The 22,123-nt window shown below is 62.4% G+C and carries 23 protein-coding genes; 12 read left to right on the forward strand and 11 right to left on the reverse strand.

The annotated features are described in order from the left end of the window. The first annotated feature begins 1 nt into the window (after position 1). The 11 genes from infC to EII23_RS02530 all read left to right on the forward strand — a co-directional run bounded on the left by infC (position 2) and on the right by EII23_RS02530 (position 10,233). The gene (gene infC, locus EII23_RS02480; RefSeq protein WP_124791795.1) at positions 2–532 is read left to right on the forward strand and encodes a translation initiation factor IF-3; all 531 of its coding nucleotides are present in this window, start codon (positions 2–4) and stop codon (positions 530–532) included. 114 nt (positions 533–646) lie between these two features. After that, entirely contained in the window at positions 647–844 is a 198-nt protein-coding gene (gene rpmI / locus EII23_RS02485) for a 50S ribosomal protein L35 (protein WP_124791797.1), read from the forward strand. 183 nt (positions 845–1,027) lie between these two features. Continuing rightward, positions 1,028–1,381 carry a 50S ribosomal protein L20 gene (rplT, locus tag EII23_RS02490; RefSeq protein ID WP_124791799.1) on the forward strand — a complete coding sequence of 118 codons (354 nt, stop codon included), beginning with the start codon at positions 1,028–1,030 and terminating at the stop codon, positions 1,379–1,381. A 154-nt stretch (positions 1,382–1,535) separates the two neighbouring features. Continuing rightward, the gene (gene pheS, locus EII23_RS02495; protein WP_124791801.1) at positions 1,536–2,573 is read left to right on the forward strand and encodes a phenylalanine--tRNA ligase subunit alpha; all 1,038 of its coding nucleotides are present in this window, start codon (positions 1,536–1,538) and stop codon (positions 2,571–2,573) included. Then, complete coding sequence (locus EII23_RS02500) at positions 2,533–2,937, forward strand: translation initiation factor IF-2 (protein ID WP_124791803.1); 405 nt, start codon at positions 2,533–2,535, stop codon at positions 2,935–2,937. The genes pheS and EII23_RS02500 overlap by 41 nt, the downstream gene beginning before the upstream one ends. A gap of 110 nt (positions 2,938–3,047) precedes the next feature. Then, positions 3,048–5,459: a phenylalanine--tRNA ligase subunit beta gene (gene pheT / locus EII23_RS02505; protein ID WP_124791805.1), complete on the forward strand. Its 2,412-nt coding sequence runs from the start codon at positions 3,048–3,050 to the stop codon at positions 5,457–5,459. A 40-nt stretch (positions 5,460–5,499) separates the two neighbouring features. Then, complete coding sequence (locus EII23_RS02510; protein ID WP_124791807.1) at positions 5,500–5,856, forward strand: MerR family transcriptional regulator; 357 nt, start codon at positions 5,500–5,502, stop codon at positions 5,854–5,856. Between the two features lie 63 nt (positions 5,857–5,919). Continuing rightward, complete coding sequence (rpe, locus tag EII23_RS02515) at positions 5,920–6,636, forward strand: ribulose-phosphate 3-epimerase (protein WP_124791809.1); 717 nt, start codon at positions 5,920–5,922, stop codon at positions 6,634–6,636. Between the two features lie 30 nt (positions 6,637–6,666). Continuing rightward, complete coding sequence (gene tkt / locus EII23_RS02520; RefSeq protein WP_124791811.1) at positions 6,667–8,670, forward strand: transketolase; 2,004 nt, start codon at positions 6,667–6,669, stop codon at positions 8,668–8,670. A gap of 71 nt (positions 8,671–8,741) precedes the next feature. Beyond that, positions 8,742–9,911, forward strand: a complete 1,170-nt coding sequence (locus tag EII23_RS02525; RefSeq protein ID WP_124791813.1) for a phosphoglycerate kinase — start codon at positions 8,742–8,744, stop codon at positions 9,909–9,911. Between the two features lie 7 nt (positions 9,912–9,918). Further along, a complete protein-coding gene (locus EII23_RS02530; RefSeq protein WP_260424557.1) occupies positions 9,919–10,233 on the forward strand; it encodes a hypothetical protein in 315 nt (104 codons plus the stop codon). A gap of 13 nt (positions 10,234–10,246) precedes the next feature. On the opposite strand, the gene lepA is transcribed toward EII23_RS02530, so the two are convergent. The 11 genes from lepA to EII23_RS02585 all read right to left on the reverse strand — a co-directional run bounded on the left by lepA (position 10,247) and on the right by EII23_RS02585 (position 21,105). Continuing rightward, on the reverse strand, positions 10,247–12,052 hold the full coding sequence (lepA, locus tag EII23_RS02535) for a translation elongation factor 4 (protein ID WP_124791815.1): 1,806 nt from the start codon (positions 12,050–12,052) through the stop codon (positions 10,247–10,249). Between the two features lie 245 nt (positions 12,053–12,297). Next, a complete protein-coding gene (locus EII23_RS02540) occupies positions 12,298–12,699 on the reverse strand; it encodes a F0F1 ATP synthase subunit epsilon (protein WP_124791817.1) in 402 nt (133 codons plus the stop codon). Between the two features lie 69 nt (positions 12,700–12,768). Further along, positions 12,769–14,187: a F0F1 ATP synthase subunit beta gene (gene atpD, locus EII23_RS02545; protein WP_124791819.1), complete on the reverse strand. Its 1,419-nt coding sequence runs from the start codon at positions 14,185–14,187 to the stop codon at positions 12,769–12,771. 11 nt (positions 14,188–14,198) lie between these two features. Further along, positions 14,199–15,083 carry a F0F1 ATP synthase subunit gamma gene (locus EII23_RS02550; protein ID WP_124791821.1) on the reverse strand — a complete coding sequence of 295 codons (885 nt, stop codon included), beginning with the start codon at positions 15,081–15,083 and terminating at the stop codon, positions 14,199–14,201. Between the two features lie 26 nt (positions 15,084–15,109). Next, on the reverse strand, positions 15,110–16,618 hold the full coding sequence (atpA, locus tag EII23_RS02555) for a F0F1 ATP synthase subunit alpha (protein ID WP_124791823.1): 1,509 nt from the start codon (positions 16,616–16,618) through the stop codon (positions 15,110–15,112). Between the two features lie 4 nt (positions 16,619–16,622). Beyond that, a complete protein-coding gene (gene atpH, locus EII23_RS02560; protein WP_124791825.1) occupies positions 16,623–17,174 on the reverse strand; it encodes an ATP synthase F1 subunit delta in 552 nt (183 codons plus the stop codon). Next, a complete protein-coding gene (locus EII23_RS02565; RefSeq protein WP_124791827.1) occupies positions 17,171–17,752 on the reverse strand; it encodes an ATP synthase F0 subunit B in 582 nt (193 codons plus the stop codon). The genes atpH and EII23_RS02565 overlap by 4 nt, the downstream gene beginning before the upstream one ends. An 86-nt stretch (positions 17,753–17,838) precedes the next feature. Further along, positions 17,839–18,258 (reverse strand): ATP synthase F0 subunit B, encoded by a 420-nt coding sequence (locus EII23_RS02570; RefSeq protein WP_124791828.1) that lies wholly within the window; start codon positions 18,256–18,258, stop codon positions 17,839–17,841. A 149-nt stretch (positions 18,259–18,407) separates the two neighbouring features. Further along, entirely contained in the window at positions 18,408–19,466 is a 1,059-nt protein-coding gene (locus EII23_RS02575; protein ID WP_124791829.1) for a glycosyltransferase family 2 protein, read from the reverse strand. Continuing rightward, entirely contained in the window at positions 19,463–20,026 is a 564-nt protein-coding gene (gene aroL / locus EII23_RS02580; RefSeq protein WP_260424558.1) for a shikimate kinase AroL, read from the reverse strand. The genes EII23_RS02575 and aroL overlap by 4 nt, the downstream gene beginning before the upstream one ends. Next, on the reverse strand, positions 20,023–21,105 hold the full coding sequence (locus tag EII23_RS02585) for a Xaa-Pro peptidase family protein (protein ID WP_124791831.1): 1,083 nt from the start codon (positions 21,103–21,105) through the stop codon (positions 20,023–20,025). Before EII23_RS02585 ends, aroL begins: the two co-directional genes overlap by 4 nt. Positions 21,106–21,284: 179 nt before the next feature. On the opposite strand from EII23_RS02585, the gene EII23_RS02590 reads away from it, so the two are divergent. Continuing rightward, a complete protein-coding gene (locus EII23_RS02590) occupies positions 21,285–22,112 on the forward strand; it encodes a dihydroorotate dehydrogenase electron transfer subunit (protein WP_124791832.1) in 828 nt (275 codons plus the stop codon). Positions 22,113–22,123: the final 11 nt, after the last annotated feature.

Below are 22,123 nucleotides of genomic sequence, written 5' to 3' on the forward strand. Positions count from 1 at the left end.
CATGAGATTCCGGCGCGACGTGCCGCAGGACGGCGTGCGCCGCAACGAACTGATCCGGGCGCGGGAGGTGCGCGTCATCGCCGCCGACGGCGAGCAGTTGGGCATTCTGCAACGCAACGAAGCCATTGCTCTGGCCAAGGAGGCGGGCATGGACCTGGTGGAGGTTTCCGCCACGGCCGAGCCCCCTGTGTGCCGGATAATGGACTACGGAAAGTTCAAGTACGAACAGCAGAAGAAGAAGCAGGAAGCCAAAAAGCGTCAGGCTGTGGTGCAGATCAAGGAAATCAAGGTGCGCCCCAAGACCGACGATCACGATTACGAAACCAAGGTCCGCCATATCCGGCGGTTTCTGGAAGAAGGCGACCGCTGCAAGATCACGGTATTTTTCCGGGGGCGCGAAATTGTCCACAAGGACCGTGGCATGAGCATTCTGGAAAGAGTGGTGCGGGATCTGGCCGATGTGGCCAAGGTGGATCAGGAGCCGCGCGCCGAAGGCCGCACGTTGCAGATGATGCTGGTGCCCAAAAAATAGCCTTTCTGTGCAGGGGAAATTTTTCTTGCGCGGTGCAAGGCTTTGGGGCATCATGCCGTTTCTTCCGGTGTGCCCTGCGCGCCGGGAGCATATGTTTTTGCCAAGGAGTACGCCATGCCCAAGATCAAAACCCGGCGTTCCGCTGCCAAGCGTTTTTCGCTCACCGGCAGCGGCAAGTTCAAGCGTCGCCGCCAGAACATGCGCCACATTCTGACCAAGAAAGCCCCTGGTCGCAAAATGCGCCTGGGCCAGTCCGCCATTGTGGACAGTGCCAACGAAAAGGCCGTGCGCCGGATGCTGCCCAACGGTTGATTGCCTGTGGGCACATGCCGCGTGGCGGGTTACCGTTGGCGGCAAGGCGCATGTGCGCCAGCGGCGCGTGTGGAGCCGTGACCAGAGTTCAATCCGCATCCCTCTCCGGAGGGCAGACAGTTTTATGCCATACGCTCCTTTCCAGGCTTCCCTCCGCCTGCCGGGAGCAAGGAGGATACGCTCATGCGTGTGAAGAGAGGATTGGCAGCCCATCGCCGCCACAAGAAATACCTGACCGCCGCCAAGGGTTTTCGCGGCGGACGCAGCCGTTTGTACCGCACTGCCCGCGAGGCTGTGGAACGCTCCATGCAATATGCCTATGTGGGCCGCAAACTGCGCAAGCGCGATTTCCGCAGCCTGTGGATACTGCGTATCAACGCGGGCGCGCGCCTCAGCGGGCTTTCCTACAGCCGCTTCATGCACGGACTCAAGAAGGCGGGCATTGATCTCAACCGCAAGGTGCTGGCGGACTTGGCTGTGTATCAGAAAGACGATTTTTCCAAGATTGTGGATCTGGCCAAGGCGGCTCTGGCGTAAGCCGCCTGCTTTTGGTGCCGGATGCAGCCTGCGTGGACGGCCCCGCCCGCTTGCGGGAACACGGGGCCATATGATAGAAACGGACGGCGTTCGCGCTGTCCGTTCTTTATTATGCTCTAACGTCAGCGCCGGTTCCCGGCGCGGGAAAGCCCTCATGGATCTTATTGCTGCACTGGAAGATATTGTCCCCCAACTGGCCGATGGGCTGGAGCGGGCCACGAGGCCGGAGGAATTGGAAGCCCTGCGCGTGGACGTGCTGGGGCGCAAGGGGCGTATTGCCCGGATCATGTCCTGCCTGCCGGAGCTGGAGCCAGGTGCGCGCCCTGCGGTGGGGCAGACGGCCAACAGCGTCAAGGAACGCTGCAACGAGCTTTTCGAGGCCCGCAAGGCGGTTCTGGAGGCTGCCCGCGAGGCCGAGGCCCTGCGGCGCTTTGATCCCTCCATGCCCGGCCGCGCTCCCTGGCGCGGCAGCTTGCACCCCACAACGCTGGTGACGGAAGAAATCTGTCGTGTCTTCCAGGGGCTGGGCTTTGATGTGGCCTCCGGGCCGGAAGCGGAAACTGATCATTACAACTTTGCCTCCCTGAACATGCCGCCGGAACATCCCGCCCGCGACATGCAGGACACCCTGTACATCACCGACAGCGTCCTCATGCGGACGCATACGTCACCCGTGCAGGTGCGCGCCATGCTGGCCTCCCGCCCCCCCTTGGCCGTGATCGCGCCCGGCAAGGTCTACCGGCGCGACAGTGATCTGACCCACACCCCCATGTTTCACCAGATAGAAGGGCTCCTGGTGGGTGACGGCGTCAGCATGGCCCATTTGCGGGGCACGCTGACGGCCTTTGTGCATGCGGTTTTTGGCGCGGAAACCCGCGTGCGCTTTCGCCCCAGCTTTTTCCCTTTTACGGAACCTTCGGCAGAAGCGGACATTTCGTGTTGCATCTGCGGCGGTCAGGGGCAGATTGACGGCACGGGCTGCCGCGTGTGCAAGGGCACGGGCTGGGTGGAAATTTTGGGCTGCGGCATGGTGGATCCGGCGGTTTTCGAGGCTGTGGGCTATCCCGCCGATGTGAGCGGCTTTGCCTTTGGCATGGGGGTGGAGCGTGTGGCCATGCTCAAGTACGGCATCGGCGATCTGCGCATGTTTTTTGAGAACGATACGCGCTTTCTGGGGCAATTCGGTGCGTGAGGCGGGCACCGTCCTGCACGGTCGTGCTACTTGCTGGGCGCGCGCGGCGCTGGCTTTTCTGGCTTTGTGCCTGATCGTGCCGGAGCCTGCGGCCATGGCGGCTTCGGCGTACAGTGCGCGGCGCTCCGGTCTTGAGCCGCCGGGAGGCCCGCGTCCACTGGAAAATGTACCGGGTGCGTCTGTGGGGCGTACGCCTGAAGGCGGCATGGGATATACCGACGCATACGGCAATGCCGTGCGGGGCGGCGATGCCCGCGCAGATGCCCCCCGCCGCAGGCCGTCTCCCGTGCGGGAAGCTCCCCCGGCAGAGCGCCCTCTGCCCGATGTTCCGGCAGACAGAACGCCGGTCTGGAATTTCCGGTAGGCGGACACGCGGCGTGTGCCGGGAGTCCCCGCCCTTTCCGCTGCCGGAGGAGCCGGCGGCGATGTACAACCTCTGCGTCCGCAGCGTGCGGTGCGCCCACAGGAAAGAGTATGCTGCTTTCACTTTCATGGTTGCGTGAGTTCACTCCCTACGAAGGCACTGCCCAGGCTCTGGGCGACAGACTGACCATGCTGGGGCTGGAACTGGAAGACATCCGGCGGCCCCATGACGCCATTGCGTCCATTGTGGTGGGGCATGTGGTGTCTTGCGAGGCCCATCCCGAATCGGACCATCTGCACATCTGCAAGGTGGACGCCGGGCAGGAAGCCCTGCTGGACATTGTTTGCGGAGCGCCCAATGTGGCCCAAGGGCAGAAAGTTCCCGTGGCTCTGGTGGGCACAGTGATGCCTGACGGGCTGGTGATCAAGAAGGCCAAACTGCGCGGAGCGCCGTCGGAGGGCATGATCTGTTCCGAACGGGAGTTGGGCCTTGCCGACGAGCACAGCGGCATCATGGTTCTGCCGGAAAATTTTGTGGCGGGCAGGCCGCTGGTGGATCAACTGGCTCTGGACAGGGAAATTCTGGATATTTCCGTCACGCCCAACCGGGCGGACTGCCTGAGCGTGCTGGGGCTTGCCCGTGAAACAGCTCTGGCCTTCGGTCTGCCCCTGTCCGTTTCGCAACTGCCCCTGACGGAGGACGAGTCCGCTCCGGAAGCCCTTGTTCCCGTGAATATCGAAGAGCCGGAGCTTTGCTGGCTGTATGCGGGGCGCGTGCTTGGCGGGCTGCGCGTGGGGCCGTCGCCCGCGCATGTGCGCCACAGGCTGCATGCTGTGGGCGTGCGCCCCATTTCCAATATTGTGGACGTGACCAACTACATTCTTTTTGAATGCGGTCAGCCCCTTCACGCCTTTGACCTGGACAGGCTGGAGGGCGGGCGCATTGTGGTGCGCCGGGCCGTGGAAGGGGAATGCCTTGTCACGCTGGACGGGCAGGAGCGCCGCCTTGCGGCGGGGGATTTGTGCATTTGTGATGCCGGACGTGCGGTGGCTCTGGCGGGAGTCATGGGCGGGCTGGCCACGGAAGTCACGGCGTCCACCAGCACGGTCTTTCTGGAAAGCGCCGTCTTCCAGCCGGCATCCATCCGCAGAACATCCCGCAGGTTGGGGCTTTCCTCCGAATCTTCCTACCGTTTTGAACGCGGCATCGACCAGGAGCGCACACTGTGGGCGCTGGACCGGGCCTGCGCCATGATGGCCGCCCTGGGCGGCGGCCGCGTGCGGCGCGGGCTTTCCGTCAGCCAGCCGCGCCCTTTCCGGGCTGCGCGTGTGGACTTTCGTCCGGCCCGTGCCAATGCCCTGCTGGGGGTGCGCATTGAGCCGGAATTTGCAAAACGGACGCTTGCTGGCCTGGGCTGCGCCGTGGACACGGGCGAAAACAGCGCTGTGTGGCATGTTGTGCAGCCGTCGTGGCGTCCTGACCTGACCCGCGAGGCCGATCTGGTGGAAGAAATCGGTCGTTTTCACGGTCTGGACAGCATTGAGCCGGTTCTGCCGCCGCTGACGCGCTCTCTCGCGCGTGCCGGAGCCCCGGAATCGCGCCACGGTTTCTGGGCGCGCCTCAAGCGGTGGGGGGCTGGGCTCGGCCTGAACGAAGCCGTGAATTACAGCTTTGTGGGGCACAGGGATCTGGATCTTCTTTCCCTGCCGCGCGAAGGCCGGGTTTCCATCATGAATCCCCTTTCCGCGGAGCAGGACGCCCTGCGCACAGTGCTGGCTCCCGGCCTGCTCCATACCCTGCGCAACAATCTGGCGCAGGGAGCGGCTGGCTTGCGGATTTTTGAACTGGCCCACGTTTTTGCGGCCGAACCTTCCGCAGAGAGCGGTGTGCGGGAAACGGGCATGCTGGGTTTGTTGCTTTGCGGCTCCCGGCATGACGCGGCCTGGCCGCAGCCCGAGGAAGACGCGGACTATGCCGACCTCAAGGGACTGGTGGAAAATCTGCTGCACTTTCTGCATCTGGAGCCGCCGCTGTGTCGCGCGGCGGAGGCGCACCCCTTTCTCTTGCCGTGCGTGGATATCGAGATCGGAGGAAAGAAGGCAGGTGTCATGGGGCGCGTCAAACCCCAGATGGCGGACGTATACCATGCCCGCAAGGATGTGTGGCTGGCGGAATTGAATCTGGAAATCCTGCGGGACCTGCACGATGCCGTGCGGGTGCGCTTTGCAGCCCTGCCCGTCTATCCGCCGGTGCGGCGTGACATTACGGTGGCTGCCGGGCCGGGAGTCACGGTGGGGCTCATCATGGAGCATATGCGCGGCATGGCTCTGCCCCTTCTGGAAGATGTGGTGCTGGTGGCCTGTTTCGAGCCGGAACCTGCCGCCGGGGAAGAGCCTGTGCGCAAGCTTTCTTTCCGCCTGACTTTCCGCCATGCGCAGCGCACCCTCAAGGATGCGGAGGTGGACAAGGAGCGGGAAAAGGTGGCACAATCCTTGGTAAAGACTCTGGGAGTCACGGTATAGCGCGGCCGCGCCGTGCGCGGGCTGTTGGGCAGAGGTGGGCATGCCGGATTCGCAGCCGGAACACAGATACCGCATCGGCGAGGTTGCAGAAATGCTCAACCTCAAGCCGCATGTTCTGCGCTTTTGGGAAACGGAATTTCCCCAACTGGATCCTTTTCGTACGGCCAAGGGCCAGCGCCTGTATGCTGCGGAGCATGTGGCCCTGCTGCGGCGTATCCGGCAGCTGCTGCACGAGCAGGGCATGACCATCGAAGGCGCCCGGCGTGTGCTCCAGGGCAGTGCTGTGCTGGACGAATCCTTGCCGGAAAAAATTGTCGCCGTGCCGGACGCCAATTTCATGCGCATGCTCAAGCGCGAGCTTGCGGCCGTACAGCGTCTGCTCGGCAAGGAAGGATGAGTCGCCGCATTCCCCCTTGCCGGGATGCAACAGGCAAAGCACGAGCTTTTTCAGGAAAAAACCATGATTCTTTCTCCCTCCCTGCTCTCGGCGGATTTTTCCCGCCTGGCTGAAGAACTGTCCGCTCTGGAAGCCGCCGGGCTGACCTGGGTGCATCTGGACGTGATGGACGGCGCGTTTGTGCCCAACATCACCTTTGGTCCCCCGGTGATCGCGGCCTTGCGCCGGGTCAGCGGGCTTTTTTTTGACGTGCACCTCATGGTGGAGGATCCGGCGCGTTATCTGGAAGTCTTTTGCGAGGCCGGGGCGGATCTTCTGGTCATCCACGCCGAGGCCGACAGGCATCCGCAGCGCACACTGGCTGCCATCCGGGGCATGGGGCGCAAGGCCGGTCTGGCCCTCAATCCCGGCACGGACGTGAATGCCCTCCGCTGGCTGGCGGCGGACATGGATCTTTTGCTTGTCATGGGCGTCAACCCCGGTTTTTCCGGACAGAGCTTTTTGCCCGGCACATACGAAAAAATCCGCAGCGCCCGGCGCGTTTTGGACGAGAGCGGAGGGGCCGGAGTGCCCATCCAGATGGACGGAGGAGCCTGCCCGGAAAACGCGGCCCTGCTGGCGGAAGCCGGCGCGGACATTCTGGTTTCCGGATCAGCCTTTTTTGGTCACAAACCTTATGACCAGCGGCTGGAGGCCTTTTTGCGGCCGCTGGCGGGCCGGGTGGCGCGTCCTGCGCTGTCGGCCGCAGCCCAATGGAAAGCCCGCCTGCCGCGGGCATGATCCGCCACCTCCAAGAAAAAGGATTTTTTCATGCCCACCCGCAAACAGTGCGCCAATGCCCTCCGTTTTCTTGCCGTGGATGCCATTGAGCAGGCCCGCTCCGGCCATCCCGGCGCCCCCCTCGGCATGGCGGATATGGCCGAAGCCCTCTGGCGTCATGTCCTGAAGCACAATCCTGCAGATCCGCACTGGCCTGACCGCGACCGCTTTGTGCTTTCCAACGGCCATGCGTCCATGCTGCTGTACGCCCTGCTGCACATGAGCGGATATGACATGCCCACGGAGGAGATCCGCAATTTTCGCCAGTGGGGATCCAAAACGCCGGGGCATCCCGAGAGGGAACCGGAACTGGGCATTGACCTGACCACCGGCCCGCTGGGGCAGGGCATTGCCTCGGCTGTGGGCATGGCGCTGGCAGAAAAACTGCTGGCCGCCCGGTACAATACGCCGGAACACAGCATTGTGAATCACCACACCTATGTTTTTACGGGTGACGGCTGCCTCATGGAAGGTGTTTCCCACGAGGCCTGCTCTCTTGCGGGAACCTGGGGCCTGGGAAAGCTCATTGTCCTGTACGATGCCAACGGCATTTCCATTGACGGCAGCATTGACGGCTGGTTCACCGAGGACGTGGCGGCCCGCTACCGCGCGTGCCGGTGGCAGGTCATCGGGCCTGTGGACGGGCACAGCCCCGAAGCTCTGGACGCGGCCCTGGCCGGGGCGCGGGCCGATGTGGATCATCCCAGCCTGATCATCTGCCGGACATCCATCGGATACGGATCGGCCAAGGCAGACAGCGCGTCCTGCCACGGCTCGCCTCTCGGCGCGGAAAATATCCTTGCCATGCGCAAGACTCTGGGTTGGGAAGAACCGCCTTTTGCCGTGCCCGATGCCGTGCGTGCCGCCTGGGATGGCCGTGAACGTGGCAAAGAGCTGCAAGCCCGGTGGGAAAACACTTTTGCAGCCTACGCCAAGGATCATCCGGAACTGGCGGAGGAATTTCTGCGGCGTATGCGCGGCGATCTTCCCGCCGACTGGGAGCAGATTTCCGGGCGCATGGTGGAGGCGGCTGCGGCCTGCGGGGAAAGTCTGGCCACCCGTGTGGCCTCCCAAAAGGTTTTGGAGTCCCTTGTGCCGTATTTGCCCGAACTTGTGGGCGGCTCCGCGGATCTGAGCGGTTCGGTGGGCACGCGGACTTCCGCGTCTGTGGCAATGGATGCCAGCCGGGGAACGGGAAATTATGTGCAGTACGGGGTGCGGGAATTCGGCATGAGCTGCATCATGAACGGGCTGGCCGCGCACGGGGGATTCATCCCCTACGCGGGAACCTTTTTGTCGTTTGCGGATCAGGCCAAGAACGCCCTGCGTCTGGCTTCTCTCATGGGGTTGCGCGCGGTATGGGTGCTGACCCATGACTCCATAGGCGTGGGCGAAGACGGGCCTACCCACCAGCCTGTGGAACAACTGGGCATGCTGCGTCTGACGCCCAACTGCCATGTCTGGCGGCCCTGCGATGCCACAGAAACAGCCCTTGCCTGGCGCTGTGCCCTGGAAAATTCCTGCACGCCCAGTGTGCTGGCACTCTCGCGCCAGGCCCTGCCCGCATGTTCACGCAGTCGGCAGCAGGTGGCCGCCATTGCCCGCGGCGGATATGTGTTGCGCGACTGCGAGGGTACGCCCCATCTCATCCTGCTGGCAACAGGCTCCGAAGTGCATCTGGCGCTTGCCGCCGCCGACAGCCTCACGGCTTCGGGACGAAGGGTGCGGGTGGTCTCCCTGCCGTGCGCCGAAATTTTTGATGCCCAGGACGCTGCCTGGAAAGAAAGCGTTCTGCCCCGCGCCGTGCGCGCGCGCATCGCTGTTGAGGCTTCTGCTGCGGACTACTGGCGCAAATATGTGGGGCTGGACGGCGCGGTGGTGGGCATGGAGCGGTTCGGCGCATCGGCCCCTGCCAGCGAACTGTTTGCACGCTTCGGTTTTCGTGTGGAGCATGTGGTGGAAGTGGCGGAGGATGTGCTCACGGCCCTTGCCTGAGCGGACCACAGCCGGAAAGCTTGGTCATGCAATTTTTGGTGTCAGAAAAAAATTGCTGAAAGGAGGGGGTCATGCCCGTCAAAAAGATGCAGGATCTCGACCTCGCGGGAAAGAGCGTGGTCATCAGGGAAGATTTCAACGTGCCCATGAAGGGCGGAAAGATCAGCAACGACAAGCGCATACGCGCCGCCCTGCCCACACTGCGCGTTGCGCTGGAAAAAGGTGCCGGGCTTGTGCTGCTCTCCCATCTGGGGCGGCCCACGGAAGGACAGTATGAGGAAGAATTTTCGCTCAAGCCCGTGGCGGCCCGGCTTTCCGAACTTTTGGGGTTGCCCGTGAAACTGGCGGACACCTTGGAAGACGTTCGCGTGCTGCCGGGCCAAGTGACGCTTCTGGAAAATATCCGTTTTTTGAAGGGCGAAAAGAAAAACGATCCTGATCTGGCTGCCCGTCTGGCCGCCTTGGGGGAAGTTTACGTCATGGATGCCTTTGGGGCGGCCCACAGGGCCCATGCCTCCACAGAAGGCGCTGTCCGGGCTGCGGCTCTGGCCTGCGCCGGGCCTCTGCTCCAGGCGGAACTCGATGCCTTTGCCAAAGTGCTGGACAATCCCGCCCGTCCGCTGGCGGCCATTATCGGCGGCTCCAAGGTCTCCACCAAGCTGGCGCTTCTGGAGAACCTTCTGGAAAAGGTGGACATGCTCATTGTGGGCGGGGGCATTGCCAATACGTTTCTGGCGGCGGCCGGGTACAGCGTGGGAGCGTCCCTCTGCGAGCCGGATCTGATCCCCGCCGCGCAAAAAATCATGGAAAGGGCCAGAAGCCTGAACCGCCTTCTGCCCCTGCCCGTGGACGTGGTGACCGCGGCGGAACTGGCACCGGGGCAGCAGGCTGTCACGCGGGCCGCGGATGCCGTGCCGCAGAACCAGATGATTCTGGACGTGGGGGCGCAGACAGTGGCCATGTATGCGGACATGCTGCGCACAGCGGCAACCGTGGTCTGGAACGGCCCTGTGGGCGCTTTTGAAACAGAACCTTTTGGTGAAGGCACCCAGAGCCTGGCCCGGCATCTGGCCGAAGGCAAGGCCTTTGTGGTGGTGGGCGGCGGCGACTCGGTGGCGGCTGTGGAAAAATATGGCCTCGCCGACAAGATGGGCTATATCTCCACAGGGGGCGGAGCTTCGCTGGAATTGCTGGAAGGCAAGATTTTGCCTTCGGTGGCCGCCCTTGCCGACAGGGCGTAGGTCTTTTATGGCTTTCTGCCGTACGTTGAAGCGGGCAGCATTTGGCCGCGCGCCTTTGCGTGGTCAAATGCTGCCCGGAGCAGGGTTTGCGGCCCTTTGCCTTGCGTTTTTTCTGGCTGGCTGCGCCACACGCCAAGCCGCTCCCCTGACCTTTGAGCAGGAGCAGGCGCGCGCGGCCCACGAACAGTGCCGTCGGGAAGCCACGGAAATGAATCCCGAGGGCCGTCATTTTTTCCGTGAGAGTTTTCCGTGGCGGGCCTATTATGACATGTGCATGCGGCGCATGGGAGTTGCGGAGCAGGATATCCGCAAGATGCGGTAGGATGCGGGGGCGCTTATTCGTCGCCCACCCGCAAGGCCGCCAGAAAAGCCTCCTGGGGCAATTCCACATTGCCCATGCGCTTCATGCGCTTTTTCCCTTCTTTCTGCTTTTCCAAAAGTTTGCGTTTTCGGCTGATGTCGCCCCCGTAGCATTTGGCGGTCACGTCCTTGCGGAAAGCCGATACGGTTTCGCGGGCAATGATTTTTTGCCCGATGGCCGCCTGAATAGCCACCTGAAAAAGCTGGCGCGGGATGCTGCGCTTGAGTTTGAGGGCCAGTGCCCGGCCGTAGGCATAGGCGCGGTCGCGGTGCACAATGACCGCCAGCGCGTCCACAATCTCGCCATTGAGCATGATGTCCAGCCGCACCAGATGTGAGGCGCGGTAGTCCAAGGGATGGTAGTCCATGGACGCATAGCCGCGGGTGGCGGACTTGAGGCGGTCAAAGAAGTCGTAAACGATTTCCGCGAAGGGCAGTTCGTAGCTGAGCACCACGCGGTTGGCGGCCAGATAGTGCAGGTTTTTCTGCGTGCCGCGTTTTTCTTCGCACAGCTTCATCACATTGCCCACAAATTCGTTGGGCACATGAATGTCCATGGCCACATACGGCTCGTACAACGCCTGGATTTTGGTCTGGTCGGGCAAATGGCTGGGATTGTCGATTTCCAGGGTTTTGCCGTCATTGGTGTCCACCCTGTAGACAACAGAGGGCGCGGTGGCGATCAGGCCGACCTCAAACTCCCTTTCCAGCCGCTCCTGAATGATTTCCATGTGCAGCAGGCCAAGAAAGCCGCAGCGAAAACCGAAGCCCAGAGCCTGGGATGTTTCCGGTTCGAAAGAAAAGGCCGCGTCATTGAGTTGGAGCTTTTCCAGGGCGCTTTTGAGGTTTTCGTACTCGTCGGAATCTGTGGGGTACAGGCCGCAAAAGACCATGGCCTTGACTTCGGTGAAGCCCGGCACAGGCTCGGCCGCCGGATTTTGGGCCAGGGTGATGGTGTCGCCCACACGGGCATCGCCGAGTTCCTTGATGGAGCCGCACAAAAAACCCACCTCGCCCGCGCGCAGGGACGCCACATCAGTGGATTCCGGCGAAAAAACGCCGAGCCGCAGGACTTCGTATTCCTTGCCCGTGCTCATGAGGCGGACGGAATCATGGAGTCTGACGGTTCCGTCCATGACACGGAAAAGAATGACCACGCCCTGATAACTGTCGTACCAGGAGTCAAAAATCAGCGCCTTGAGCGGAGCTTCGGGGTCGCCTTCCGGCGGGGGCAGGCGCGCAACAATGGCTTCCAGCACGGCATCCACGCCCAGCCCCGTCTTGGCTGAAACAGGCACGGCTTCGGAACAGTCAAGGCCGATGCCCTCCTCTATCTCCGTTTTGACGCGCTCCACTTCCGCACTAGGGAGATCAATCTTGTTCAGAACGGGAATGATCTCATGGTCGTGATCCAGCGCCAGATAGACGTTGGCCAGGGTCTGGGCTTCCACTCCCTGCGTTGCGTCCACCACCAGCAAAGCCCCTTCGCAGGCCGCCAGCGAGCGGGAAACCTCGTAGTTGAAGTCCACATGGCCCGGAGTATCGATAAGATTCAACTGATAGGTTTTGCCGTCAGACGCAGTGTAGGGAATGCGCACGGTCTGGGCCTTGATGGTAATGCCCCGCTCACGCTCCAGATCCATCCGGTCGAGGTACTGCTGGCGCGCTTCCCGCTGGCTGACGACCTTGGTCAGTTCCAGAATGCGGTCAGCCAGAGTGGACTTGCCGTGGTCTATGTGGGCGATGATGCAGAAATTGCGGATATTTTCCTGTTTGGGCATGGTCGTGTCCGGGGTTCGGTGCAAGGGAGGCGCGGACGCTGGTGCGCGGCTTCCGCAATCATATACTATAGAAAAAAATGCTGAAAAAGTCCATGCTGCGAGCCGTGCACGGTATGCAAAAAGCCGCACCGGCAAGCCGGTACGGCCTCAAATTGATGGTAAATGCGCGCTTCGCGGACGTTATGCCGTCACGCCGCAAAAAACTTTGGGCGAAAAAGCATGGCGTGCTTCTGTTCGCGCCGCCCTCAGCGCAACTGGGCCAGAGACAGGCGGGTGACGGCACGGCTCAGGGCTGCCTCGGCCCTGGCAACGTCAACCCGATCGTCTTGCTGGGCAAGGCGCTTTTCCGCACGCTCCCTGGCGGCCTGGGCTCTGGCCGTATCAATGTCCTGAGCCAGTTCCGCCGATTCCGCAAGAACGGTCAGCACATCGTTGTTCACATCGGCAAACCCGCCGGAAATGAAGACGTACTCGTCCCTGCCGTCAATGCGGTAGCGCAGTCCGCCGATTTTCAGCGCGGAAAGCAGGGAAACGTGCTTGGGCAGCACGCCGAATTCGCCTTCCACCCCGGGGCAAACGGCCATTTCCACCGCACTGCTGACCACGGTTTTGTCAGGCGTCACCACTTCAAGTTGCAGAGTGCCCATACATACTCCTCATGCTGCGGCACGGTCCGGGCCTCCCGTTCCGGGAAAGCCCGAACCGCCCGGAAGTTGTCATGCATCCTGCTGCTTGCGCTGCTCGTACTTGCTCACAGCCTGTCCGATGTCGCCCAGCATATAGAAGTCGCCTTCGGCCAGATGGTCGTATTCGCCGTCAAGAATGCCCTTGAAGCCCTTGATGGTGTCTTCAAGCTTGACGTACTGGCCCGGCGTTCCGGTAAAGGTTTCCGCCACATGGAAGGGCTGCGAAAGGAAGCGCTGGATGCGGCGTGCGCGCGCCACGGTCAGCTTGTCCTCGTCCGACAGTTCGTCCATGCCCAGAATGGCGATGATGTCCTGAAGTTCCTTGTACTTCTGCAAAACCATCTGTACGCGGCGCGCTACGGAATAGTGCTCTTCTCCCACCACATCAGGGGACAGGATGCGGGAGGTGGAGTCCAGCGGGTCCACGGCGGGATAGATGCCCAGTTCCGCAATCTGGCGGGAAAGAACCAGGGTTCCGTCCAGATGCGAGAAGGTGGTCGCCGGGGCCGGGTCTGTCAGGTCGTCCGCAGGAACGTACACGGCCTGCACCGAAGTGATGGAACCGTTGCTGGTGGAGGTGATGCGTTCCTGCAGGGCGCCAAGGTCTGTTCCCAGTGTGGGCTGGTAGCCCACGGCCGAAGGCATGCGGCCCAGCAGGGCGGATACTTCCGAACCGGCCTGGGTGAAGCGGAAGATGTTGTCGATGAAGAGCAGCACGTCCTGATGCTCTTCATCACGGAAGTATTCCGCGCAGGCCAGAGCCGTGAGGGCAACGCGGGCGCGCGCTCCCGGAGGTTCGTTCATCTGGCCGTAGACCAGTGTCGCGCGCTCCAGAACCCCGGCTTCCTTGAGTTCGTTGTACAGGTCGTTGCCTTCGCGGGTGCGCTCGCCCACGCCCGCAAACACCGACGAACCGCCGTGCTGCTTGGCGATGTTGTTGATCATTTCCATCAGGATAACGGTCTTGCCCACGCCAGCACCGCCGAAGAGGCCCATCTTGCCGCCCTTGGGAAAGGGCACCAGCAAGTCCACAACCTTGATGCCGGTTTCCAGCAGTTCCACCTTGGTGTTCTGCTCGGTAAACTCGGGGGCGGGGCGGTGGATGGGATAGTATTTTTCGGCCTTGATGGGGCCAAGCTCGTCCACGGGGCGGCCGATGACGTTGAGAATGCGGCTCACGGAAGCCTTGCCCACAGGCACCATGATGGGCTTGCCGGTGTCCAGCGCCTCCATGCCGCGCACCAAGCCTTCCGTGGCGTCCATGGCGATGGTGCGCACCACATTGTCGCCCAGATGCTGCGCCACTTCACAGACAAGCTCCGGGGCGTCGTTGTTGTTCGGGTTTTTTATCTCCAGGGCGGTGAAGATATCCGGCAGATTGCCGTCGCTGAACTCGACGTCCACGACGGCGCCGATCACCTGAACGACTTTACCCATATTTTTGCTCATGTTTTGGCTCCTTAACCCTTCAGCGCTTCCGCGCCGCCGACGATGTCGATGAGTTCGCTGGTGATGGAGGCCTGCCGCGTCTTGTTGTAGAGCAGGGTCAGCATGTTGATCATTTCGTTGCAGTTGCGCGTGGCATTGTCCATTGCGGCCATGCGGGCAGCGTGCTCGCTGGCCGAGGTATCCAGGATGCCTCGGTAGATCTGCACATTGATATAGCGGGGCAGAAGCTCCGCCAACAGCTTTTCTTCCTGCGGCTCATAGACGTATTCGCAGCGCGGCTCTCCGGAACCGGCCACGGCGTCATCGGCCTTGGGGGGCTGCAGGGGCAACAGGCAGAGGGTACGCGGAGGCTGCTGGGCCATGGACACGAATTCCCCGTAGATCAGCCAGACTTCGTCATAGGCAAGGCTCTCGTAACCCTGAATGACCTCCTGGCCCACGGTCGCGGCCAGAGAAAAGTCTATGCTGCCCATGCGGTCGGCATAAGCAGTGGCAATGGTGTGTCCGGCGGCACGCATGGCATCGCGCCCCTTGCGCCCCACACAGGTGAAATGGATCTCCATGCCCTCCGCGGTCTTCTCCCTGGCCAGTTGCAGGGCGGCGGAGATGATGTTGCTGTTGAAGCTGCCGCACAGGCCGCGGTCAGAAGTCACCAGCACAATGGCGCAATGCTTTTTTTCTTCGTGTTCCGTGAGCAGGGGATGGGCGTTGCCCTCCGCCTTGCCGGACAGTTCCGCGAGCACCTCATGATATTTGGCCGCATACGGCCTGAAGCGTTCGATGCGGGCCTGCGCGCCGCGCAGCTTCGCCGAGGCCACCATGTTCATGGCCTTGGTGATCTGCTTGGTCTTGCCGACCCCCACGATCTTCATTTTGACGTCTTTGAGTGAAGGCATGCTTGTCTCCCGTCTCTTGGGGGCTCCTAGGCTTTCCAGCCCTGCTTGAAGGCGGTAATGGCCTCGGTAAGCGCTTTTTCCACTGCCTCGTCAATGACTTTCTTGTCCTTGATGGCGTCCAGCACATCCTTTCTGGTATCGCGCAGGAAGGCGAGCATGTCCGCCTCAAAGACGCGGATTTTGTCCACCGGCACATCGTCCATGTGGCCGCGGGTGGCCGCGTAGATGGAGGCCACCTGTTCGTGGGACGGCATGGGCTGGTACTGGGTCTGCTTGAGCAGTTCCACCAGCCGCGCTCCGCGTTCCAGTTTTGCCTTGGTGGCCTTGTCCAGATCCGATCCGAACTGGGCAAAGGCCGCGAGTTCGCGGTACTGGGCCAAGTCCAGACGCATGGTGCCCGCCACCTGCTTCATGGCCTTGATCTGGGCCGCGCCGCCCACACGGGAAACGGAGAGCCCCACGTTGATGGCCGGGCGCACACCCGCGTTGAACAGGTTGGGCTCCAGATAGACCTGACCGTCGGTGATGGAGATCACGTTGGTGGGAATGTAGGCAGACACGTCCCCGGCCTGGGTTTCAATGATGGGCAGGGCGGTCAGGGAACCCGCGCCCAGACTGTCGTTGACCTTGGCCGCGCGTTCCAGCAGGCGCGAATGCAGGTAGAAGACATCGCCGGGGAAGGCTTCGCGTCCCGGAGGGCGGCGGAGCAGAAGGGACATCTGGCGGTAGGCCACGGCCTGCTTGGAAAGGTCGTCGTAAATGATCAGGGCGTGTTTGCCGTTGTCGCGGTAATGCTCGGCCATGGTGCAGCCGGTGTAGGCCGCAATGTACTGCAAGGGGGCAGGATCCGAGGCCGTGGCCGAAATGATGGTGGTGTATTCCAGCGCGCCGTGGCGGCGCAGGGTGTCGGCCACCAGGGCGACAGAGGCCTTTTTCTGGCCGATGGCCACATAGAAGCAGTGGATGTCGGTTTCTTTCTGGGCCAGGATGGCGTCAATACACACGGCGGTTTTGCCTGTCTGGCGGTCACCGATGATCAGTTCGCGCTGGCCGCGGCCAATGGGCGTCATGGCGTCAATGGCCTTCAGGCCCGTGGGCATGGGCTCGTGCACACTCTTGCGCGCGATGATGCCCGGCGCCTTGATTTCCACCGCGCGCACTTCCGCGGCTTCAATGGGGCCAAGCCCGTCGATGGGCTCGCCCAGCGGGTTGAGCACGCGGCCCATGACCTTGTCGCCCACGGGCACGGAAAAGATCTTGCCGGTGCGCTTGACAGGATCGCCTTCCTTGATGCCCACATCCGAACCGAGCAGGGCCACGCCCACGTTGTCCTCTTCGAGGTTGAGCACCATACCCATGACGCCGCCGGGAAATTCCAGCAGTTCCATGGACATGGCGTTCTGCACGCCGTAGACGCGGGCGATGCCGTCACCGACATAGAGCACGGTGCCGGTTTCGCTCATCTCCACGCGCTGCTCGTAATTCTGGATTTGCTCCTCGATAATCTTGCTTATTTCTTCCGCTTTGATCTGCATGTGCTTATTCACCCCTCTTGAAATTCTCCCGAAGGATAGCCAATTGCGCGCGCAGACTTGCGTCCAGCACCCGGTCGCCCATTTTGAGCACCATTCCCCCCAGTATGTTTTTGTCCACCGCAAAGGTCAGTTCAATGTCGGCCCCGGCCTTTTCCTGCAGGGCTTTCACGATTTCCGCCTTTTTGTCCACGGCCAGCTTGACCGCCGTGACGCACTGGCCGCGGATAACACCCTTGGCCTCATCCAGCAGTTTGCCGTAACGCGCGGCGATCTCGGCCAGAAAGGCGAGCCTTTCCTTGTCGGCCAAGAGAAAGCAGAAGTTGCGCAATGTGTTGTCGGCCTTGAGCTTGCCCAGCAGCTTGGCGAGAACCGCTTTTTTTTCGTCTACGCTGATGACAGGGCTTTTCAGCGTGAGGTCAAGCTGCGGGGCGGAAGCCAGCATTTCGCCAAGAGCCGCCAGACATGCGCCGCGCGCGCTCAGGGCTTTGTCTCCGTCCTTTTTGCCCAACGCGAAGATGGCGTTGGCATATCTGCGTGCAACTGCGGTGTTGTTCAATGGAGCACCACCTTGGTAAGCGAGTTGGCGATGAGTTTTTCGTGGTCACCGGCGTCCAGCTTTGCGCGCAGGATCTTTTCGGTGGCGTCCACGATCTCATCGGCAATGGCGGCGCGCACTTCGGCAAAGACAGCGCGGCCTTCATTTTCCGCAGTCAGGCGGGCCTGCTCCACAATCTGGGCTGCCTGACGGCGGGCTTCCTCCACAATGCCCTGCCGGAGGGCCTCGGCCTGTGCCTTGCTTTCGGCCAGAATGGCCTCGCGCTCCGCGTCAAGGCTGGCAATGCGTTTTTCCACCGCTGCCAGCTTTTCCCTCGCGGCGGCGCGGCGCGCCTCAAGGCCGTCAAGCTCGCTTTTGATGCCTTCGCGGCGGTTTTTGAAAAAGCGTTTGGCCAGTCCGCCCACAAAGTACCAGAGGATACCGGCAAAAATGATGAAGTTCAGAACACGCCAGACAAAATCCCCCCACCGCGGCGCGGCGTGCTCCCCGGAGGCCAGAGCCTCCGCGGGTATGGCCGCCAGTGCGGCACAGCAAAAAACCAGCGGCAGAACAAAACCCGCATGTCTCCATTTGCTCAAGGCCCACCCCCTGTTCGAGAATTTGTGTCCGAAAGTGGCTCTGCCTGTCGGCGCGCATGCGCCAATAGCGCCGAAAAAAGCCGCAACTAGCCCTTGAGAAGCCGCCGGGCAAGGCTGTCGGAAAAAGCCCCGGTCTGTCCGCGCAGATCTGCCAGAGCTTTTTTTGCCTGCTCCTGCATGGATACCCGCGTTTTTTCCAGAATGTCGCGGGCCTGTTGCTGCGCCTCGCCCGCGAGCTTCTGCTGCTCCTGCGCACCCAGGGCGCGCCCCTGCTCGCGGGCAAGGCCCGCGTTCTGGCGGGCACCAGCCAGAGACGCCTCATAGTTGTTGAGGCGTTCCTCAGCCTGGTATTCAAACGAACCAGCCTCTTCGGCCATGCCGTTCATGACGCCTTTGCGCTCTTTGATGATTTTTCGTACAGGCCGGATCAGGAGGATATTGAGAATATAGACGGCAATGAGAAAATTCGCCAGTTGGAAGAAGAAAGTGATGTTGATGTCCAGCATGCCGCATATCCTCCCGTTGGGTGGCGGATTGAAGGAAGGAAAAAACGTTAAGCTTTTGCAGCTTAACCGCAGCCAGCTGTTCTGTCAAAGGGTATTGGTGACAAATTTCGCAAACTCCCGAAAATTTTTTCGGGTCTGCGGCAAAAGACTCAGGCGGGCAGCCAGTCCCGGTCTGTGTATCCTGCCTGTTCAAGCCAGCAGGCAGCCTCCTCTGCCGCGCCGTGTGCGGTCAGGGCGTTGAGCAGAAAGCCTTGTCCCGGCGGGGGCAGATCTCCCCTGCCGCGCACCGGAACATTTTCCACACGGTTGCCGATTTTTTTGGGGTCAATGTCAATGAAGGCCACGGGCTGCGGGCCGTATTCCCAGAGCGGACGCAGGCGGGCACGGGCCACGCGCCCGGCGCCCAGCACCCAGACCTGTGGGTGGAAGGGATTGTGTTTTCGCAGGTGGCGGGCCAGCCAGAAGGCCCGCAGGCGGTCGCAGGCCTGCCGTGCGTAGCGGCTGTCTGCTCTGGTGGCGCGCCGGGGGGAGTCGTTCCAGACCAGCAGGGTCTGGGGCAGTTTTTCCATGCGTGCTCCCCTGTCCAGCCAGCGCAGCCACATCTCCCAGTCTTCGGGAAAGTCCCCGTGCCGGTACGCTCCCCATTTTTCGGCGGCTTCGCGCCGGAACATGACCGAAGGATGACAGACGGGGGTATCGCGAAAACGGATGTGGGCAAGCTCTTGCGGACTGCAAAAGCTGTTCTGCCATTCCACAAAATGGGCAAAACCCGCGGCCCGGACGGGGTCGCCGCCAAAGGCAACGCGGCTTGCCGAAAGGCACAGGCCGGGATTGGCCGCGAGATGGGCCGCTTGTAGAGCCAGACGGTGGGGATGGGCCGTATCATCGGCGTCCATGCGGGCAATGAGCGCCCCCCGCGCCAGAGAAAGACCGGCATTGAGAGCCGGGGCAAGGCCGCTGGGCGGAAGGTGCAGGCAGCGCAGAGGGATGTTTTTTTGCGCGGCCTGGGCGTGCAGGCTCCGGAGCAGCAGGGCGGTCTGGTCTGTGGATCCATCGTCCGCCACAATGACTTCAAAATCGGGCAGGGGGCAGCCCGGTGCGGGGGTCTGGTCCAGCAGGCTGCACAGGGCCGCAGGCAGGGTGGCGGCGGCGTTGCGGGCAGGCAGCAGTACCGAGATTGCCGGCTCTCTTTCCCCGCGGGCTGTCATGTGCTTTTTTCCGCAAGTGGGGGCGCGCCCAGCAGGCGCAGGGCGCATGCGCAGACTTCGCCCAGAGGGCGGGCTGCGTCCAGGCGGTGGTGTGCGGCCTGCGCATACAGGGGAGCCCGTTCGGCCAGCATGCGGGCCAGGGAATCACGGGCCGGACTTGCGGAGAGGGCAGGCCGCTGTTCCGCCAGAGGTTCAAGAGCCAGGCGGGCTTCCAGATCCGCGGCCGGAGCGTCAAGGTGGAGAACAAGGCCCCGTGCGCGCATGAAAAGCCTGTTTTTCGGGTCAAGCACCATGCCGCCGCCGGTGGCGACAATGCAGCCTGCGGGATGGAGATCGGCAACCTGCCGCAGTGTGCGGCTTTCGTGCGCCCGAAAGGCGGGCCAGCCCTCATCGGCCACGATGCGGGCGATGCTTTTGCCCAGAGCCTCCTGCAGGTGCTGGTCCGTGTCCACAAAGGGCATGCCCGTCTGGCGCGCCAGCATGCGCCCCAGACTCGTTTTGCCCGAAGCGCGCGGCCCCACCAGAAAAACGCACTTGGCGTCGCATCCATTGGCCTTCACAGGACGCGCACTCCGCCTTCTTCGACCAGCACCGCGTATTCCCAGCGTACGCCGCCCCATTGGGGATAGTAGAGGCCGGGTTCCACGGTGACCACCATGCCCGGCTCCAGAACGCCCTGAGCGCGGGGCGAAAGGCTGGGGGCCTCATGGGTTTCCAGCCCCACACCGTGCCCGAGGCCGTGGGTAAAGGCTTTTTCTTCCCCGGCGGCGGCAAAGACGGCGTGGGCCAGAGCATAGGCGTCTTTCAACGGCAGGCCGGGGCGCATGCCGTTGATGGCTGCGGCCTGTGCCTGCCGTGTCAGGTCAAGGGCGCGGCGGAAGGTATCAGTAGGGGCCGGTCCCACCCAGAAGGTGCGCGTCTGGTCCGAACAGTAGTCGTCCAGGCGGCAGCCCGTGTCCACCAGCACGGGGCAGTTTTCGCCCACCACATCGTGGCCGGGAATGGCGTGGGGCAGGGCGGCGTTGGGGCCTGTGGCCACAATGGAGGCAAAAGCCATTTCCGATGCCCCGTTTTCGCGGAAAAAACGCTCGATGCGCCAACTGATATCCGCCTCGGAGCGGCCCGGCTCCAATTCCTTTTCAATATGGCGCATCAGGCGGTGGTTCAGGGCAAAGGATTTTTCCAGAGCCGCCACCTCGCGGGCGTCCTTGGTGCGGCGCAGTTTTTCCACCAGCCCGTCGGCGGCCTCGCACCACAGGCCCGGCATACGGGTCAGGGCGCGGGCAAAGGCCAGGCTGACACCCTGGGCCTCCAGTCCGATGCGGCTTCCTGTGCGGCGCAAAAGTCCGTGCAGATCCGCGGCAGCGTCCGCGCCATAGAGAAAGATGCGCTCGTTGTCCCAGAGACGCCGCGCCGCGTCCAGATAGCGGGAGTCCGTGGCCAGCCAGTCGCGGCCGTCGGCGGTGATGATCAGCCGTCCGGCGCTTTCGTTGCACTGGGGGTCGTGGAGTTCAAAGCCCGAGAGGTAGAAGCGGTTTGCGGCCCGGCTGACGAGCAGGGCGTCCAGCCTGCGGGCGTGCATGGCGCGGCGCAGCCGCTCGCGCCGGGCGGAAAAAATGTCGTCCCTGATGGTGTGCATGGCGGTCTCCTCAAAAAGGCAGTGTACATGTCTTGCCCTGCTGTGAAAAGAGCGCCTTTCCCGCGGACGCAGCGCGGGGCAAGAACCTGCACCGGTACGCTCCGGGAGAAGATTCCGGCAATGTCATGGGGGGCGGTTCCGGTTGACCCGTCGGCGAACTTGAGACTATACACCAGAGCATGTCGCAACCACTATCTTCTTCGCAACCGGCATCCTGCGAACTGACGGTTCTGGACCTTGTGCCTTTCGGGCAGACCGGCAGTGAGCGCCGTTTTTTTGCCCTCAGGCTTTCCCGTCCCCCGTGGGAGAAGTATCGCCCCGGCCAGTTTGTCATGATCCGCCCCCAAAATTTCGGCCTGGATATTCTGTGGGCGCGCCCCCTGGGTATCTGCCACATGACGGCCCGGCACATGATCTGCTTCTTTCAGGTGCGCGGCAAAGGCACGCAGCGCATGGCCGAACTCCGGCCCGGCGATAATGTGCGTGTATGGGGCCCGCTGGGCAACGGCTTTGCCATGGAGCCGGACACCCCCACCCTTCTGCTGGCGGGAGGCATGGGCATTGTGCCCTTTGTGGGCTATGTAAACGAGCATCCCCGGCCGTGGAACGTGAGCATGCTCTTCGGCCACCGCGAGAACATCCGCTGCTATCCCGTGGACAGCATCAACGAGCATGTGCCTCTGGACAGCCTTCAGGAAAATGAACCGGGAGATCTGGGCAATCTTGTTTTCACCATCAAGGAGCGCATGGGCGAGTATGCCGCGCAGAAGGGTCTTGTGCTGGCCTGCGGCCCCACGCCTTTTTTGCGCACTGTCCAGAACCTTGCCGCAAAGCTGAACGTGCGCTGCCAGTTGTCGCTGGAAAACCGCATGGCTTGCGGCGTGGGGGCCTGTTTGGGCTGCGTGTCCAGAACCACGGAAAACTGGCCCGTGCCGGGAAAGCGTCAGGGGCTGGTGCAGATATGCAACCACGGCCCTGTCTTCTGGGCGGACCAGATAGAACTTTAGCCTCCTTTTCG

Source organism: Desulfovibrio sp. OH1186_COT-070 (genome assembly GCF_003860215.1).
Classification (GTDB): Bacteria; Desulfobacterota; Desulfovibrionia; order Desulfovibrionales; family Desulfovibrionaceae; genus Desulfovibrio.